Source organism: Brevundimonas sp. (assembly GCF_004210735.1).
GTDB lineage: Bacteria > Pseudomonadota > Alphaproteobacteria > Caulobacterales > Caulobacteraceae > Brevundimonas.
In genome coordinates, this window is sequence record NZ_SDZL01000033.1 from 18,023 (window position 1) to 32,591 (window position 14,569).

15 protein-coding genes, 2 tRNA genes and 1 other RNA gene are annotated in these 14,569 nt (G+C 67.9%); 14 read left to right on the plus strand and 4 right to left on the minus strand.

Annotated features, from left to right (window positions below; genetic code table 11):
* The first annotated feature begins 79 nt into the window (after positions 1-79).
* Positions 80-1,864, plus strand: a complete 1,785-nt coding sequence (locus EON91_RS08995) for an acyl-CoA dehydrogenase (protein WP_292093651.1) — start codon at positions 80-82, stop codon at positions 1,862-1,864.
* Here the strand turns inward: EON91_RS08995 and EON91_RS09000 are convergent.
* Positions 1,861-2,643, minus strand: a complete 783-nt coding sequence (locus tag EON91_RS09000) for a serine protease (RefSeq protein WP_292093654.1) — start codon at positions 2,641-2,643, stop codon at positions 1,861-1,863. The two genes, EON91_RS08995 and EON91_RS09000, sit on opposite strands and share 4 nt — an antisense overlap.
* An 89-nt stretch (positions 2,644-2,732) precedes the next feature.
* Between EON91_RS09000 and EON91_RS09005 the strand changes: the two genes are divergently transcribed.
* The 4 genes from EON91_RS09005 (at position 2,733) to EON91_RS09020 (ending at position 7,257) form a co-directional block, all read left to right on the plus strand.
* Positions 2,733-4,955, plus strand: a complete 2,223-nt coding sequence (locus EON91_RS09005; protein ID WP_292093655.1) for a S9 family peptidase — start codon at positions 2,733-2,735, stop codon at positions 4,953-4,955.
* Positions 4,952-5,494 carry a GNAT family N-acetyltransferase gene (locus EON91_RS09010; RefSeq protein ID WP_292093656.1) on the plus strand — a complete coding sequence of 181 codons (543 nt, stop codon included), beginning with the start codon at positions 4,952-4,954 and terminating at the stop codon, positions 5,492-5,494. The genes EON91_RS09005 and EON91_RS09010 overlap by 4 nt, the downstream gene beginning before the upstream one ends.
* 41 nt (positions 5,495-5,535) lie before the next feature.
* Positions 5,536-5,859 carry a hypothetical protein gene (locus tag EON91_RS09015; RefSeq protein WP_292093659.1) on the plus strand — a complete coding sequence of 108 codons (324 nt, stop codon included), beginning with the start codon at positions 5,536-5,538 and terminating at the stop codon, positions 5,857-5,859.
* 63 nt (positions 5,860-5,922) lie between these two features.
* Positions 5,923-7,257, plus strand: a complete 1,335-nt coding sequence (locus EON91_RS09020; protein ID WP_292093661.1) for a hypothetical protein — start codon at positions 5,923-5,925, stop codon at positions 7,255-7,257.
* 132 nt (positions 7,258-7,389) lie between these two features.
* Here EON91_RS09020 and EON91_RS09025 read toward each other — a convergent pair.
* Positions 7,390-7,466, minus strand: a tRNA-Pro gene (locus EON91_RS09025).
* 201 nt (positions 7,467-7,667) lie between these two features.
* Here EON91_RS09025 and EON91_RS09030 point away from each other — a divergent pair.
* Positions 7,668-7,741 (plus strand) — tRNA-Gln (locus EON91_RS09030).
* Between the two features lie 67 nt (positions 7,742-7,808).
* Here EON91_RS09030 and ilvC read toward each other — a convergent pair.
* Positions 7,809-8,828, minus strand: coding sequence for a ketol-acid reductoisomerase (gene ilvC / locus EON91_RS09035; RefSeq protein ID WP_292093663.1), 1,020 nt, complete (start codon positions 8,826-8,828; stop codon positions 7,809-7,811).
* Here ilvC and EON91_RS09040 point away from each other — a divergent pair.
* The 6 genes from EON91_RS09040 (at position 8,827) to EON91_RS09065 (ending at position 11,882) form a co-directional block, all read left to right on the plus strand.
* Positions 8,827-9,375, plus strand: coding sequence for a DUF924 family protein (locus tag EON91_RS09040; protein ID WP_292093666.1), 549 nt, complete (start codon positions 8,827-8,829; stop codon positions 9,373-9,375). The two genes, ilvC and EON91_RS09040, sit on opposite strands and share 2 nt — an antisense overlap.
* Positions 9,376-9,445: 70 nt before the next feature.
* Positions 9,446-10,303 (plus strand): thymidylate synthase, encoded by an 858-nt coding sequence (locus EON91_RS09045; RefSeq protein WP_292093669.1) that lies wholly within the window; start codon positions 9,446-9,448, stop codon positions 10,301-10,303.
* 4 nt (positions 10,304-10,307) lie between these two features.
* A complete protein-coding gene (locus EON91_RS09050) occupies positions 10,308-10,604 on the plus strand; it encodes a phosphoribosyl-ATP pyrophosphohydrolase (RefSeq protein ID WP_292093670.1) in 297 nt (98 codons plus the stop codon).
* Positions 10,604-11,131: a dihydrofolate reductase gene (locus EON91_RS09055; protein WP_292093672.1), complete on the plus strand. Its 528-nt coding sequence runs from the start codon at positions 10,604-10,606 to the stop codon at positions 11,129-11,131. The genes EON91_RS09050 and EON91_RS09055 overlap by 1 nt, the downstream gene beginning before the upstream one ends.
* 29 nt (positions 11,132-11,160) lie before the next feature.
* Complete coding sequence (locus EON91_RS09060) at positions 11,161-11,481, plus strand: YbjQ family protein (protein ID WP_292093674.1); 321 nt, start codon at positions 11,161-11,163, stop codon at positions 11,479-11,481.
* Positions 11,481-11,882, plus strand: a complete 402-nt coding sequence (locus EON91_RS09065) for a hypothetical protein (RefSeq protein WP_292093676.1) — start codon at positions 11,481-11,483, stop codon at positions 11,880-11,882. The genes EON91_RS09060 and EON91_RS09065 overlap by 1 nt, the downstream gene beginning before the upstream one ends.
* A 2-nt stretch (positions 11,883-11,884) precedes the next feature.
* Here the strand turns inward: EON91_RS09065 and EON91_RS09070 are convergent, their stop codons facing one another.
* Complete coding sequence (locus EON91_RS09070; RefSeq protein WP_292093678.1) at positions 11,885-12,952, minus strand: Mrp/NBP35 family ATP-binding protein; 1,068 nt, start codon at positions 12,950-12,952, stop codon at positions 11,885-11,887.
* Between the two features lie 77 nt (positions 12,953-13,029).
* Between EON91_RS09070 and miaA the strand changes: the two genes are divergently transcribed.
* A complete protein-coding gene (gene miaA, locus EON91_RS09075) occupies positions 13,030-13,896 on the plus strand; it encodes a tRNA (adenosine(37)-N6)-dimethylallyltransferase MiaA (protein WP_292093680.1) in 867 nt (288 codons plus the stop codon).
* 482 nt (positions 13,897-14,378) lie between these two features.
* Positions 14,379-14,569: a transfer-messenger RNA gene (gene ssrA / locus EON91_RS09080) on the plus strand; the annotation flags it as partial.

Below are 14,569 nucleotides of genomic sequence, written 5' to 3' on the forward strand. Positions count from 1 at the left end.
ACCGCGACAAAACGCCAAGCGCCCTTGCGTCACAGGGGCGCGCGGAGTCAGACACGCGGCATCGATCTGGAGACTGACCATGAGCTATCGCGCCCCTGTTCGCGACCTGGCCTTCGCCCTGGAAACCATCGCCGGGATCGGCGACGTGGCGGCGACCGGCGCCTTCCCCGACTATGACGCCGACCTGATGGGCGCGGTGCTTGAGGCGGCGGGCCAGTTTTCGGAAGAGGTTCTGGCGCCGCTGAACCGCCCAGGCGACCTGGCCGGGGCGAAGTACGCCGACGGATCGGTCACGGCGGCGCCCGGCTTCGCCGACGCCTATCAGCAGTTTGCGGCGGGCGGCTGGACTGGCCTGACGGCGTCGGTCGAGGCCGGCGGTCAGGCCCTGCCCAAGGCGCTGGAACTGGCGGCCTATGAGACGGTGCACGCGGCCAACATGGCGTTCGGCCTGTGCCCCATGCTATCGCTGGCCTCGATCGAGGCGCTGGAGCAGGTCGGGACCGAGCATCAGAAGGCGACCTATCTGACCAAGCTGGTCAGCGGCGAATGGACCGGCGCCATGGTCCTGACCGAGCCGCACGCCGGGTCTGATCTGGGCGCGCTGACGGCGACGGCGGTTCCGAACGGCGACGGGACCTACGCCCTGACCGGGCAAAAGATCTTCATCACCTGGGGCGACCACGACGCGACGGACAACATCGTCCATCTGGTGCTGGCGCGCCTGCCGGACGCCCCGGCGGGGCCCAAGGGGATCAGCCTGTTCCTGACGCCGAAATATGCGGTCAATGCCGACGGCTCGCTGGGCGAACGCAACAGCTTCCGGCCGGTGGGGGTCGAGCACAAGCTGGGCATCCACGCCTCGCCCACCTGCGTCATGGCCTATGAGGGCGCGCGGGCCGAGCTGGTGGGTCAACCGAACCAGGGGCTGGCGCATATGTTCGTGATGATGAACGCCGCACGCCTGGCCGTCGGGGTCGAGGGCGTGGGCATCGCCGAGCGGGCGTACCAGCACGCCCTGGCCTATGCGCTGGATCGGCGTCAGGGCCGGTCGGTGTGGACCGGCCAGCCGAACGCCCCGATCATCGACCACCCGGATGTGCGCCGCATGCTGGCGGTGATGAAGGCCAGGATCGCCGCCGCGCGGGCCATCTGCCTGTCCACCGGGGTCGCCGCCGACCTGGCCCGCCACGCCGCGACCGAGGAAGAGCGCAAACGCTGGAAGGGCCGTGAGGACCTGTTCACGCCGATCGCCAAGGCCTGGTCGACCGATGTCGGCTGCGAGGTCGCGTCCATGGGCGTTCAGGTGCACGGCGGCATGGGCTTCATCGAGGAGACCGGCGCGGCCCAATACTATCGCGACGCCCGCATCACCCCGATCTATGAGGGCACCAACGGCATCCAGGCGATGGATCTGGTCGGGCGCAAGCTGTCGATGGACGGCGGCGAATCGGCCCGGGCCCTGATCGCGGAAATGACCGCCATCCTGCCGGATCTGAACCGCGTCTATTCCGGAAAGCCGGTCGAGCGGTTCGTCAATGCGCTGGAGGCGGTCGAGGACGCCACCTTGTGGATGCTGGACCGCAAGGCCGAGCCGGAATCAGGCGCCGACGTACTGGCCGGGGCCGACGCCTATCTGAAGCTGCTGGGTGACGTGGTCGGCGGCTGGATGCTGGCCAAGGGCGCTGTGGCGGCCAGAGCGAAGATCGCCGCGGGCGAAGGCGACATCGCCTGGCTGGAAGGCCGCATCGCCCTGTACGAAGTCTATGCCGCCAACGTGCTGGGCCACGTCTCCAGCCGTCTGGCCGCGGTGGGCCAGGGCGGCGACCTGCTGCTGCGCATTACGCCGGAGGTGCTGTCCGCCTAGGGGCCGGCAGGCGCGTCCAACATCGCGATCGCCTCGCGCACATAGGCGGCGTGGGCGACGACGCCGATGCCCAGCCGTTCGTCACGGACGATAACCTCCTGGGTCAGGACGCCGGCGATGAAGGGGTGGTCCGGCTCGGCCCCGCCGGGCAGGCCGCGCGCGGCGGGGGTCCAGAAGACCGGACCACCCGAGTTGCCGGGAAAGACCTGAAAATCCAGCAGGAAGGTCGGGAAGTCCGTAATCGGCGTCAGCGGCCACGAGGCGATGCGGCCGACGCGCAGGATCGGAAACCCCGCCCGGTTCGACGACAGGCCGCGCGGAAAACCCAGCGAGAACAGCTCGTCCCCCGCCGTCACGCCCCAGGCGTCAAAGCCGTTGGCGTCGGCCAGCCAGCCCAGCGGGATGGCGGCGCGTGCGAATGTCTCGGGCGCCTGGATCGCCATGACGGCGATGTCGCGTTCCGGGTGCTTGGTCCATTCGGGATCACCCGCCTCGTCGCGAATTCGCAGAGGCTGGGGCTCGAATTTCCAGCCGCCCTGGGCGTTCTGAATGCGCCATCCGACGCGCATGTCGGCGCCGGGCATCCGGTCCAGCACATGGGCGGCGGTGACCAGAACCGTGCGCGGTGTGCCATCGGGGCGCGGCGCATCGATCAGGAAGCCGGTGCCGACCGTACGCTCTCCGTCGCCGGACGGCTGGTCCAGTTGGACGGTGGCGCTGACCAGGGCGAGCGTCAGGTCCCACGCGGGCGCCGCGACCGGCGCCTGAACCTCGATCATGATTTCGCCCTCGACGTCATCGCGGCATTTGACGACGCGGCGCCGCTTCGCACAAGGTCCGCCCCGACCTATCTGGGAAGGCTGAACCAATGAACCGCCGCCAACTGATCGCCACCGCCGCAGCCAGCGCAGCGGCCCTCGCCACGCCCGCCCTCGCCCGACAAGCCTCCGGAGCCTTGATGTCCCGTCCCCAACCGCCCGTCGCCAATAAGATTCCCGTCCGCATCGAACAGCTGGGTCGGGTGCGGGTCGATGACTATCAGTGGATGAAGGACGACAACTGGCAGGCCGTGCTGCGCGACCCGACCCTGATCAAGGCGGACGTGAAGGAGCATCTGACCGCCGAGAACGCCTATCGCGAGGCTATGATGGCCTCGACCCTGCCGCTGCAGGCGACGATGTTCGAAGAGATGAAGGGCCGCATCAAGGAGGACGACAGTTCGGTCCCCTCGCCCGACGGCGACTGGGAATACTACGTCGAGTACAAGACCGGCGATCAGCACCCCCGCTATATGCGCGTCGAGCGTCAGGGAACCTGGATGGTCGACGGCCAGCCCGTGACCAAGAATTTCATCGTCGCCCCGACGCCGCAACTGCTGCTGGACGCCAACGAACTGGCCAAGGGCAAGGCCTATTCCGAGGTCTCGTCCACCGAACACAGCCCCGACCACGCCCTGTTCGCCTATGCCGAGGACGCCCAGGGCTCCGAGGTGCACAAAATCTATGTGAAGGACCTGGCCACGGGCGAGGTGCTGCCGAACCCCATCGAATCGGCCAACGGCAACTTCACCTTCTCGCCGGACAGCCAGTGGATCTTCTGGACCAATCGCGACGACAACGGCCGTCCGGACAAGATCTTCCGCCGCCCCGCGCGCGGCGGCGAGGCGACCCTGGTCTATGAGGAAACCGACGACGGCATGTTCCAGGGGGTGGTCCGCACCGCCGACAATCGCTTCGTCATTCTCCAGATCCAGAATCAGGAAACGTCAGAGGTTCGCTTCATCCCGGCGGAAACGCCCACCGCCGACCCGGTCGTGCTGGAGCCGCGTGTGGCCGCTCGACGTTATGACGCCGATCACTGGGGCGACCGCTGGGTGATCCGCACCAACGCCGACGACAGTATCGACTTCAAGATCGTCGAGGCGCCGACCGCGACGCCGGGCAAGGCGAACTGGACGGATCTGATCCCCCACACGCCCGGCCGCTATATCGAAGGTGTGGCGCTGGTGAAGGACTATCTGGCCCGCCAGGAACGGGCCGACGCCAACACCCGCATCGTCATCCGCGACCGCGCGGGCGCCGAGCACGAGATCGCCGTGGACGAGCCCGCCTATTCCCTGTCGCTGGGCGGGGCGTACGAGTTCGACACCACCACCATGCGCTATGCCTACAACTCGCCGTCCACGCCGACCTCGACCTATGACTATGACCTGGAGTCGCGCGAGCGGACCCTGCGCAAGGTGCAGGAGGTGCCGTCGGGTCACGATCCGGCCGACTATGTGGTCGAGCGGGTCAACGCCCCGGCGGCGGACGGCCAGCTGGTGCCGGTGACGATCCTGCGCCGCAAGACGACGCCGGTGAACGGTTCGGCCCCGCTGCTGCTGTACGGCTATGGCAGCTATGGCATTCCGATGCCGGCCAGCTTCTCGACCGGGCGGCTGTCGCTGGTGGATCGCGGCTGGATCTACGCCATCGCCCATATTCGCGGCGGGTCGGACAAGGGCTGGGGCTGGTTCCTGAACGCGCGCCGCAACACCAAGAAGAACACCTTCACCGACTTCATCGCGGCGGCCGAGCATCTGATCACGACCGGGCACGCCAAGGCCGGCCATATCGTGGCCCAGGGCGGGTCGGCGGGCGGCCTGCTGATGGGGGCGGTCAACAACATGCGGCCCGACCTGTGGGCGGGCGTGATCGGCCAAGTGCCGTTCGTCGACATCATCAACACCATGTCGGACACCAGCCTGCCGCTGACGCCGCCGGAATGGCCCGAGTGGGGCAATCCGATCGAGGACGTGGAAGCCTACGACTACATCGCCAGCTACAGCCCGTACGACAACATCGAGGCCAAACCCTATCCGGCGGTGCTGGCGACCGGCGGCCTGTCGGACCCGCGCGTCACCTATTGGGAACCGGAAAAGTGGGTCGCCAAACTGCGGCCCGCGACCACCAGCGGCAAGCCGGTGCTGCTGAAGATCAACATGGAGGCCGGCCACGGCGGCGCGTCGGGCCGGTTCGACTATCTGAAGGAAGTCGCCCACGACTACGCCTTCGCCGTCTGGGCCATCGACAGGGGCTGGGAAAAAGCGTGATCCTGCGCCCGACCGAGGACGCCGATCTGGCCGCGATCACCGCCATCTATGCGGACAGCGTGGCCCACGGCGCCGGCACCTTCGAGCTTGAAGCGCCCTCGGTCGAAGAAATGCGGGCCCGGCTGGCGGCGCCGGCGGCCCTGGGTCTGCCGGTGCTGACGGCGGTGATCGACGGAATGGTGGCCGGCTACGCCTATGCCGGGCCGTTCCGCATGCGGGCGGCCTATCGCTACATGGTCGAGGATTCGATCTATGTGGCCGAGGCGTTCCGGGGGCGCGGCGTCGGCAAGGCGCTGCTGGACGCCCTGATGCACGGCTGCGAGGCGCGGGGCATGCGCCAGATGGTGGCCGTGATCGGCGACGGCGCCAATGCCGGATCCATCGCCCTGCACGCAGGTGCGGGCTTCGACCACGTCGGCGGGTTCCGCGCCGCGGGGTGGAAGTTCGACGACTGGCGCGACGTGATCTTCATGCAAAAGGCGCTCGGCCCCGGCGCCGACGCCCCGCCCGACACGCCGGGCCTGGACTGCGGCCGATAGCGACCTTGAGATCGCGAGGGGCGGCGCCTAGGTTGCCGTCGATGCGGATGCTGCAAACCCTGTTGCTGCTGATCGGAGCCATGGCCGTGCTGGTCCTGGGCGCCGGCGGCATGCCTGCATCCGCCGCCGAGCCCGCGCCCTGTCATGCCGAGGGAGCCACCCATCACAGCGCGCCTGATACGCCCGCGACACCGTCCAAAGCGCTGAAGACCATGGGATGCTGCGTCGTCTGCGTCACCGCCCCCTTGCCCCAGCCGCCTGGGGCGACGACGGCTGCGGCCTCGGCCGCTCGGCCCGCGCGCCTGCCCACGGCCCTGCCGCGCGGCCTGATCCCCTCGCCCGAGCCGTTCCCGCCCCGGGCCTGACCTCTCTCGAACCGAACGCCGGGCGTCCGCGCCCGATCCGAAGCTTCATTCGAGGAGGCCATGATGGCTGTCCGAACTCTCGCTGCGCTCGCTTGCGGCGCATCCTTCCTTGCCCTGACGACCGCTGCGGCGGCGCAGGACCATTCCCACCACCCCGCCCCGCCGACGCCGCAACAGGCTCCGCCCGTCGATGCTCACGCGGGTCATGACATGGCCGCCCCGGCCCACACGATGACCAGTCCGCTGGGCCCCTGGCCCATCAGCCGCGACGCCTCGGGCACCGCTTGGCAACCGGACCTGTCCGAACACGGCGGCGTCCATTCGCAGGTCGGCGACTGGACCGTCATGACTCACGCCCTGCTGACCCTGACCTGGGATCGGCAGAACGGCCCGCGCGGGGACGAAAAGACCTTTGTCGCCGGCATGCTGATGGGGTCCGCACGGCGCGATTTCGCCGACGGCTCGACCCTGAATCTGCGCGGCATGCTGAGCCCCGACCCCTTCATGGGCGAGGACGGCTATCCGCTATTGCTGGCGGCGGGCGAGACGGCCGACGGGGTGAACCCGCTGATCGACCGGCAGCATCCGCACGAACTGGTGATGGAGCTGTCGGCCAGCTATGCGCGCCCGTTGACCGACAAGGACACGGTGTTCGCCTATATTGGCCTCCCGGGCGAGCCCGCCTTTGGCCCGCCCGCCTTCATGCACCGCATGAGCGCGATGGACGGTCCCGAGGCGCCGATCACCCATCACTGGCTGGATTCGACGCACATCACCTTTGGCGTCACGACGCTGGGCTGGGCGCACGACCGGTTCAAGCTGGAGGCCTCGGCCTTTCGCGGACGCGAACCGGATCAGGACCGCTGGGGCATAGAGGCGCCCGAGCTGGACAGCTGGTCGGTGCGCGGATCATTGAATCCGACCCCCGCCTGGGCGCTGCAGGTCTCCTACGCCCAGGTGACGGCGCCCGAGCAGCTGGAACCGGATGAGGACGACCGCAAATGGTCGGCCAGCGCCATCCACACCCGCCGCATCGGCGCCGACGGCTGGTGGTCCTCGACCCTGGCCTGGGGCCGCAAGATCAACGACCATGACGAGTCGAAAGACGGCTGGGCGTTCGAGACGGCCGTGCACCCGAACGACCGCTGGACGGTCTTCGGCCGCGCCGAACGAATCGAAACCGACGAACTGGTCCCCAAGGCTGGTGGTGGCCACGGCGACCTCTACACCGTGTCCAAGGCCTCGGTCGGCGCGGTGCGTGACTGGCGACTGGGCGAACACACCCGGCTGGGCCTGGGCGCCCTTTACAGCCTCAATCGCGTCCCGGGCGCGCTGGAGCCGCTGTATGGCGACAATCCCGACGGCGCGATGGTCTTCATGCGGCTGAAGATCGACTGACGCCAAGGCGCCGCGTCGGGCAACCGGCGCGGCGTTTCACCGGGCGTCGTCAGGATCACGCCGAGCAAACGCGCTCAAGCAGCGCGCGACCGCGTCGCACGCATTAGCATCCTAGAATTTCTGAAGATAAAATGGTCGGAGTGAGAGGATTCGAACCTCCGACCCCTGCGTCCCGAACGCAGTGCTCTACCAGGCTGAGCCACACTCCGACCGATGGAGCCAGGCCGTATGGCCGTGCCCCGAAGTGAGGACGCGGCTTATAACGGGGGCATCGATACCCCGCAAGCACCCTTTTGAAGCCTTCTTCATCGCTCGGGAAAATAGTCCGGAAAGAGGGTGTTGCATCCGAAAACGGCTTGGCGTATTCGACCGCCTCCCCGGCGCTTCGGCCCCGGGCGCGCCGGTCCTGCTGGGGAATGGTGTAATGGTAACACTACGGTTTTTGGTACCGTCATTCTAGGTTCGAGTCCTAGTTCCCCAGCCACCGCCTTTCCTCAACAATCGATACTTCTGTCCCTTCGATGCGATGGCTGCTTCAGCGCGTGTCGGCGCTAGACGTCGTTGGCGGCCCGCGCGACGTCGTTCAGGTGCACACCCACCGTCTCGATGCGGCGTTGCCCCAGGGCGCGACGGTGGGCCAACAGTTCGGGCGAACCGGCGTCATAGTCGGCCATCAGGCGGCGCACGAACGACCCGTCGCGGACCTCGGCCAATACCTGATCCATGGCGGCGCGCGAGGCGTCGTTGATGACGCGCGGCCCGGTCAGATAGGCGCCGTATTCCGCCGTGTTCGAGATGCGGCCAAAGGCGCCGGCCACACCCATCTGGTGCATCAGGTCCACCACCAGCTTCAGCTCATAGAAACACTCGAACCAGGCGACCTCGGGCGGATAGCCGGCCTGAACCAGCTTCATGAAGGCCGAATCCACCAGTTCGGCCGCGCCGCCGCACAGCACCACCTGCTCGCCGAACAGGTCGCTCTCGCACTCGTCCTTCATCGTCGTTTCCAGGATGCCCTTGCGCCCGCAGCCCAGCGCGGCGGCATAGGACAGGCCCAGCGCGTGGGCGTTGCCCGTCGCGTCCTGGTGCACGCCGAACAGGCAGAACACCCCCTCGCCCGCCTCAAACAGGTCGCGGATGCGCGGCCCGATCCCCTTGGGCGAGGCCAGGATGACGTCCAGATCCGCGCGCGGCGTCACCAGGCCGAACGACACCGACAGGCCGTGAGCGAAAATCAGGGCCGCGCCCGGCCGGATGTTCGGCTCGATCTCGTCCCGCCACAGGTCGCGGTGCGCCTCGTCCGACACCATGACCGCGACCACGTCCGCGCCGCGGGTCGCCTGGCCCGCCGTCATGACCGCAAAGCCGTCGGCGTGCGCCCGGTCCCGCGTGGCCGAGCCTTCTTTCAGGCCCACCACGATGTCCGCCACCCCACTGTCGCGCAGGTTCAGCGCATGGGTGCGCCCCTGGCTGCCATAGCCGATCACGGCCACGCGCCGGGCCCGGATAATCGACAGATCGCAATCCCGGTCATGGAACACCGGCAGGGATGGACTATTCTCTTGGGTCATGAGCCGGAACATAGACCCAACCGCCGTCGTCGCCTTCTGGAAAGAGGCCGGTCCCGACAAATGGTTCGCCAAGGATGAGGCGTTCGACGCCGACTTCCGCCGGCGATTCCACGACGCCCACGTCCTGGCGGCGCGACGCGAGCTCGAGCACTGGGCCGAGTCGCCCTATGGCTCGCTGGGCCTGATGATCCTGCTGGACCAGTATCCGCGCAATGTGTTCCGCGGCACGGGGCACGCCTTCGCCACCGACCCGCTGGCCCGCCATTTCGCCAGGCTGGCGCTGGACGAAAGCCATGATCGAGAGGTCGAACCGGAACTGCGCCGGTTCTTCTACCTGCCGTTCCAGCATTCTGAGGATATGCGCGACCAGGACCGGTCGCTGGCCCTGTTCCAGACGCTGGACCGCCCCGACGACGACCGCTGGGCCGAGCATCACCACGCCGTCATCGCCCGCTTCGGCCGCTTTCCCCACCGCAACCGCGCCCTGGGGCGCGAGACGACGCCGGACGAACAGCTGTTCCTGGATCAGGATGGATTCACAGGCTGACGCCACGTTCCTGTGAGCAACCGAATCAGGGCCATGCCAAGGGGCGCGAATCGGCGCCATCCTGCAAACCATGAACGCCCTGGCCCAGATCACCGACCTTCAGGCTCGCTCGGGCGCCGTCGCGGACGACCATCCGGAATGGCAGTATCTGAACCTGCTGCGCGACATCCTGGACAACGGCGCGCGGCGTGACGACCGCACGGGCACGGGCACACTGGGCGTGTTCGGCCGTCAGATGCGGTTCGACCTGTCCAAGGGCTTCCCGGTCCTGACGACCAAGAAGCTGCACCTGCGCAGCATCATCGTCGAACTGCTGTGGTTCCTGCGCGGCGAGACCAACATCCGCTATCTAAAGGACAACGGCGTTCGCATCTGGGACGAATGGGCCGACGCCGAGGGCGAGCTGGGCCCCGTCTATGGCAAGCAGTGGCGGTCGTGGAGCGCGCCGGACGGCCGGATCATCGACCAGATCGAAAAGCTGGTTCAGGGGCTGAAGACCAACCCCAACAGCCGCCGCCACATCGTCACCGCCTGGAACCCGGCCGACGTCGACGACATGGCCCTGCCGCCCTGCCACTGCCTGTTCCAGTTCTTCGTCGCCGACGGAAAGCTGAGCTGTCAGCTGTACCAGCGGTCGGCTGACGTCTTCCTGGGCGTGCCGTTCAACATCGCGTCGTATGCCCTGCTGACGATGATGCTGGCCCAGGTCGTGGGGCTGAAGCCGGGCGACTTCGTCCACACCTTCGGCGACGCCCACCTGTATCTGAACCACGTCGAACAGGCCGAGCTGCAACTGTCCCGCACCCCCATGCCCCTGCCCACCATGACCATCGCCCCGCGCAACGACCTGGTCGCCTATGAATTGTCGGACTTCATGCTGGACGGTTATGAGGCCTGGCCGCACATCAAGGCGGCGGTCGCGGTCTGACGCCATGGATCTGGCCGACCTCAGCGCCTCTGTCGCGCGCATCTCCGACATCTACGCGCGCGAACATTCCATCGACCGTGACCGCGACTGGGCCCTGCTGAAGCTGCAGGAAGAACTGGGCGAGCTGACGGCCGAGCATCTGCGGCTGTCAGGCCGGGCGCGCGGCGCGCCGGACGCCACGGCGCTGGGCGACGAGGCGGCGGACGTGCTGGGCATGCTGCTGATCTATTGCGACCGGGCCGGGGTCGACATCGAACAGGCTATGCAGCGCAAATGGCTGAAATGGCTGGAGACCGCCTGATGCCCTTGCCCCATATCGCCATCGTCGTCGCGCGCGGCTCCAACGGCGTGATCGGGCGCGAGGGGGATCTGCCCTGGCGGCTGCGGTCGGACCTGCAGCGGTTCAAGGCGTTGACCATGGGCAAGCCCTGCATCATGGGCCGCAAGACGTGGGAGAGCTTGCCGCTGAAGCCCCTGCCCGGCCGGCTGAACATCGTGCTGACGCGCGACGAATCCTATGAGGCCGAGGGCATGGCCAAGGGCGCGCTGGTCTGCGCGACGCTGGACGAGGCGCTGTCGATCGCGCGCGAGCATGCGGCCGAGGATGAAGTGGACGAGGTCTGCGTCATCGGCGGCGCCGCCCTGTTCCAGGCGGTCCTGCCGCGCGCCAAACGGCTGTATCTGACCGAGGTGGACGCGGCGCCTGACGGCGACGTGCGTTTTCCAGCGTTCGACGAGACGGACTTTGTCGAGGTATCGTCAGAACAGTTTCCGGCGGGCGAGAAAGACGATCACGCCTTCGTCTTCCGCGTGCTGGACCGTCGCTGAACTGTCTTTGGCCTGATGGGGAGATTCCCATGCTCGTAACCACCACCAACGACCTCGCCGGACACCGGATCGTGCGCCATCTGGGTATGGTGCGCGGCATCACCGTGCGGTCGCGAAACGTCGTGTCGGACGCCATCGGCGGAGTGCAGTCGATGCTGGGCGGCCGCGTCGGCGTCTATGTGAAACTGGCCGAGACGGCGCGGCAGGAAGCGTATGAGGATCTGGTCGCCCACGCTCGCGACATGGGCGCCAACGCCATCCTGGCCATGCGCTACGACGCCAACGAGATCATGCCCGGCGTGACCGAGGTCCTCGCCTATGGCTCGGCAGTGGTGGTGGAACCCGCGTGATGCGCGCGGCCCTGATCGCGGCGGTAATGGCGTCCATGGCGACGCCCACGTGGGCCGAACTGCCGCCCTATGTCTATGAGCGCGCGCGGGCCGAGGCTGACACAGTGATGATCATCGCGGTGCACGAGGTCGCTGGGCTGGCCGATGGTCAGGCCCGCGGAACGTGCGTGGTGCGCGGCGTGATCGAAGAGGTTCAACGCGGCGACCGCCACGCGCTCGGCGATGAGGTGGCGGTGGATACGCCCTGCATCGGGCCGACCTATCAGTCCATGCCCGGCCCGTTTCCCGGCTATGACGCGCAGGCGCTGAAGGCGATGCAGCGGGCGCTGGTGTTCCTGAAAGACGGCGAACTGGTCGCCCGCGGACTGGAAGATCAATCGTCGCCCGTCGCGACGCAGTAGGCTTATAGCCCGAGCCCCTCGGCCACCCGCTGTGCGATGGCGGCGAAGGCGCGGGCCGCGTCAGAGTCCGGCGCGTCGACGACCAGCGGCCGCCCCGCGTCACCGGCCACGCGTAGCGCCGCGTCCAGCGGCAGATCGCCCAGGAAGGGCACGCCCAACCGCCCGGCTTCAGCCTCGGCCCCGCCTCTACCAAAGACGTCGCCGCTCATGTTCTCGATCAGGCCCAGGGTCGGCACGCCGACCTTCTGGAACAGGGTGTGGGCGCGGCGAGCGTCGGCCAGCGCCACCTCTTGCGGTGTCGAGACGATGACCACACCGTCCAGCGGCGTCTTCTGGATCAGCGTCAGCTGCACGTCGCCGGTGCCGGGCGGCAGGTCGACCACCAGCACGTCCAGTGGCGCCGCTTCGGTTCCCCAGCGGGTCTGGGTCAGCATCTGGGTGATAGCCTGCGACGCCATGGGCCCGCGCCAGATCATGGCGTCGTCCGCCTTGGTCAGCAGGCCGACGGACATGGCCTTCAGGCCATGGGCTACGTGCGGGACGATGGCTCCGTCCTCATAGGCAGGCTGGCCCGACAGGCCCAGCATGGTCGGCGCCGAGGGGCCATAGACGTCGGCGTCCAGCAGGCCGACCGACAGGCCGCGCGCCGCCAAGGCCGCAGCAAGGTTCACCGCCACGGTCGATTTGCCGACCCCACCCTTGCCCGAGGCGATGGCCAGGACGCGGCGGACGTGGGCCGGGCGCTCGGTCGGAACCGGGGCCTTGGGTCGCCCCTGGTCAGCGGCGGCTTTCGACAACGAGGCCGTGCGGCGCGGCGGCGTGGCGACCGCCTCGGCCGTCAGCACCACCGAGACGCGCGCAACACCCGGCATGGCCTTCAGCGCCGCCTCGGCCGCGTCTCGCACCGGTGCGTAAAGCGCGGTGTCCGTCGCCGGGACCTCCAGCACGAAACCGGCGCGATCCTCACCCACGACCAGCCCCTGAACCAGGCCGGCGGTCGCCAGCCCCTGCCCGGATTTCGGGTCGATGACGGTGTCGAGGACGGACAGGACGGCGGACTTGTCGATCAAGGCAGGTCTCCTTGGCCCTTGCCGGGCCGGTCGCGGGCGTTCTATCGCCGTCCGGTCCCGTCCGCGAGCCCGATCCTTTGCCGCAAGCACCGCACATCACCCTGATCGCCGGGCCGACAGCCTCGGGCAAGTCGCGGTTGGCGCTGGATATGGCCCGGCAGAGCGGCGCCGTGATCATCAACGCCGACAGCCAGCAACTGTATGGCGACCTTCGGGTGCTGACCGCCCGCCCCTCAGTCGAGGAGGAGGCGCAGGCTGAACACCGCCTGTACGGCGTGGCCGATGCGGCCGAGGCGTGGTCGGTCGGGCGATGGAGCCGGGCGGCGCTGGCGCTGCTGGCTGAACTGGACGGGCGTCCCGCGATCCTTGTCGGCGGCACGGGCCTGTATTTCACAGCCTTGACTAAAGGGTTGGCTGAAATTCCTGCTGTGCCGGATGTGGTGCGCGACGCGGTGCAGGCGCGTTTCGACAGCGAGGGCGAAGCGGCGGTTCGCCGTGCCCTGTCGGCCGTCGATCTGGCGGCTGAGACCCGGATCGAGGCCGGCGACCGGCAGCGACTGGTCCGCGCCCTGTCGGTGGCCGAAGCGACGGGCCGCCCGCTCAGCGACTGGACTGCGGACACCACACCGCTACTGGCGCCCGGATCATGGAGCGGGCTGGTGATCGAGCCGGACCGCGAGCGGCTGTACGCCGCCTGTGACGCACGGGTCGACCTGATGCTGGCAGGTGACGCTCTGAACGAGGTACGGACGCTGATCGCGCGCGACCTGTCACCCGACCTGCCGGCGATGAAGGCTGTCGGCGTGCGCGAACTGGCCGTCCATCTGGCGGGCGAACTGACGCTGGGCGACGCCGCCGCCGCCTTGAAACAGGCCACCCGCAACTACGCCAAGCGCCAGTTGACCTGGTTCCGCAACCAGACGCCGGGCTGGAGGCGAGTCTAACGGCGGCCTGTGAGGCCCGAGACAGACGAGTCTGTGATCGGACCTGACAAGGTCGCGATACAGGTCTGGGACACCGGCGAACCTTCAAGAATCCTCACTCGCACCTGCTGGCCCGGGCACATGCGTGGACCGCTGCTGTTATGCGGAGCGAGGGTCAGACCGCCCACGCCAGGGCTGAAGCAGTCGGCTGATGTGGTCAGACCAAACACATAGTTGCGCTGGGATTGCACATAAGCCTCGCGGCTACCCTTGACGTTGAAATTGATGATCTGGCCTGACTCGAAACACTGGCCCGCTGTGGAAGCCGTAACGGCGCCCTGATCACGGTCCGCCATCGGGGCGCAGGCCGCCAATGCGAGAATGGGCAGCAGGACCAACGTTCTCATTGCAATCTCTCCTCAGGTTGCACCGATCATAGCCCAAGCGGCTGTTGCTGAGAAACCGTCGCTAGCAGAAGAAGTTGCCCGCCTTTACCGACAGCGCCTCTTGGAAGCGGCTGTCCGCTGGCCTATATTCGGCAGGTCCGGGTTCGCCCGGACTATGGCGATAAACGCGCCTGTAATAAGCGGACCGGACCCGGGTGCGATTCCCGGCGGCTCCACCATTTCCTCCCGTGTATCGGCGGGCGGTGCGGGGCCGACTAGCATCGACGGACGTGTAAAGAGGATTGCTT

What these genes read in the sequence shown, in the direction of transcription:
- EON91_RS08995 (WP_292093651.1), top strand. Translation starts at nt 80, where the DNA reads ATGAGCTATCGCGCCCCTGTTCGCGACCTGGCCTTCGCCCTGGAAACC.
- EON91_RS09000 (WP_292093654.1), bottom strand. Translation starts at nt 2,643, where the DNA reads ATGATCGAGGTTCAGGCGCCGGTCGCGGCGCCCGCGTGGGACCTGACG.
- EON91_RS09005 (WP_292093655.1), top strand. Translation starts at nt 2,733, where the DNA reads ATGAACCGCCGCCAACTGATCGCCACCGCCGCAGCCAGCGCAGCGGCC.
- EON91_RS09015 (WP_292093659.1), top strand. Translation starts at nt 5,536, where the DNA reads ATGCGGATGCTGCAAACCCTGTTGCTGCTGATCGGAGCCATGGCCGTG.
- EON91_RS09020 (WP_292093661.1), top strand. Translation starts at nt 5,923, where the DNA reads ATGGCTGTCCGAACTCTCGCTGCGCTCGCTTGCGGCGCATCCTTCCTT.
- EON91_RS09040 (WP_292093666.1), top strand. Translation starts at nt 8,827, where the DNA reads ATGAGCCGGAACATAGACCCAACCGCCGTCGTCGCCTTCTGGAAAGAG.
- ilvC (WP_292093663.1), bottom strand. Translation starts at nt 8,828, where the DNA reads ATGACCCAAGAGAATAGTCCATCCCTGCCGGTGTTCCATGACCGGGAT.
- EON91_RS09045 (WP_292093669.1), top strand. Translation starts at nt 9,446, where the DNA reads ATGAACGCCCTGGCCCAGATCACCGACCTTCAGGCTCGCTCGGGCGCC.
- EON91_RS09050 (WP_292093670.1), top strand. Translation starts at nt 10,308, where the DNA reads ATGGATCTGGCCGACCTCAGCGCCTCTGTCGCGCGCATCTCCGACATC.
- EON91_RS09055 (WP_292093672.1), top strand. Translation starts at nt 10,604, where the DNA reads ATGCCCTTGCCCCATATCGCCATCGTCGTCGCGCGCGGCTCCAACGGC.
- EON91_RS09060 (WP_292093674.1), top strand. Translation starts at nt 11,161, where the DNA reads ATGCTCGTAACCACCACCAACGACCTCGCCGGACACCGGATCGTGCGC.
- EON91_RS09065 (WP_292093676.1), top strand. Translation starts at nt 11,481, where the DNA reads ATGCGCGCGGCCCTGATCGCGGCGGTAATGGCGTCCATGGCGACGCCC.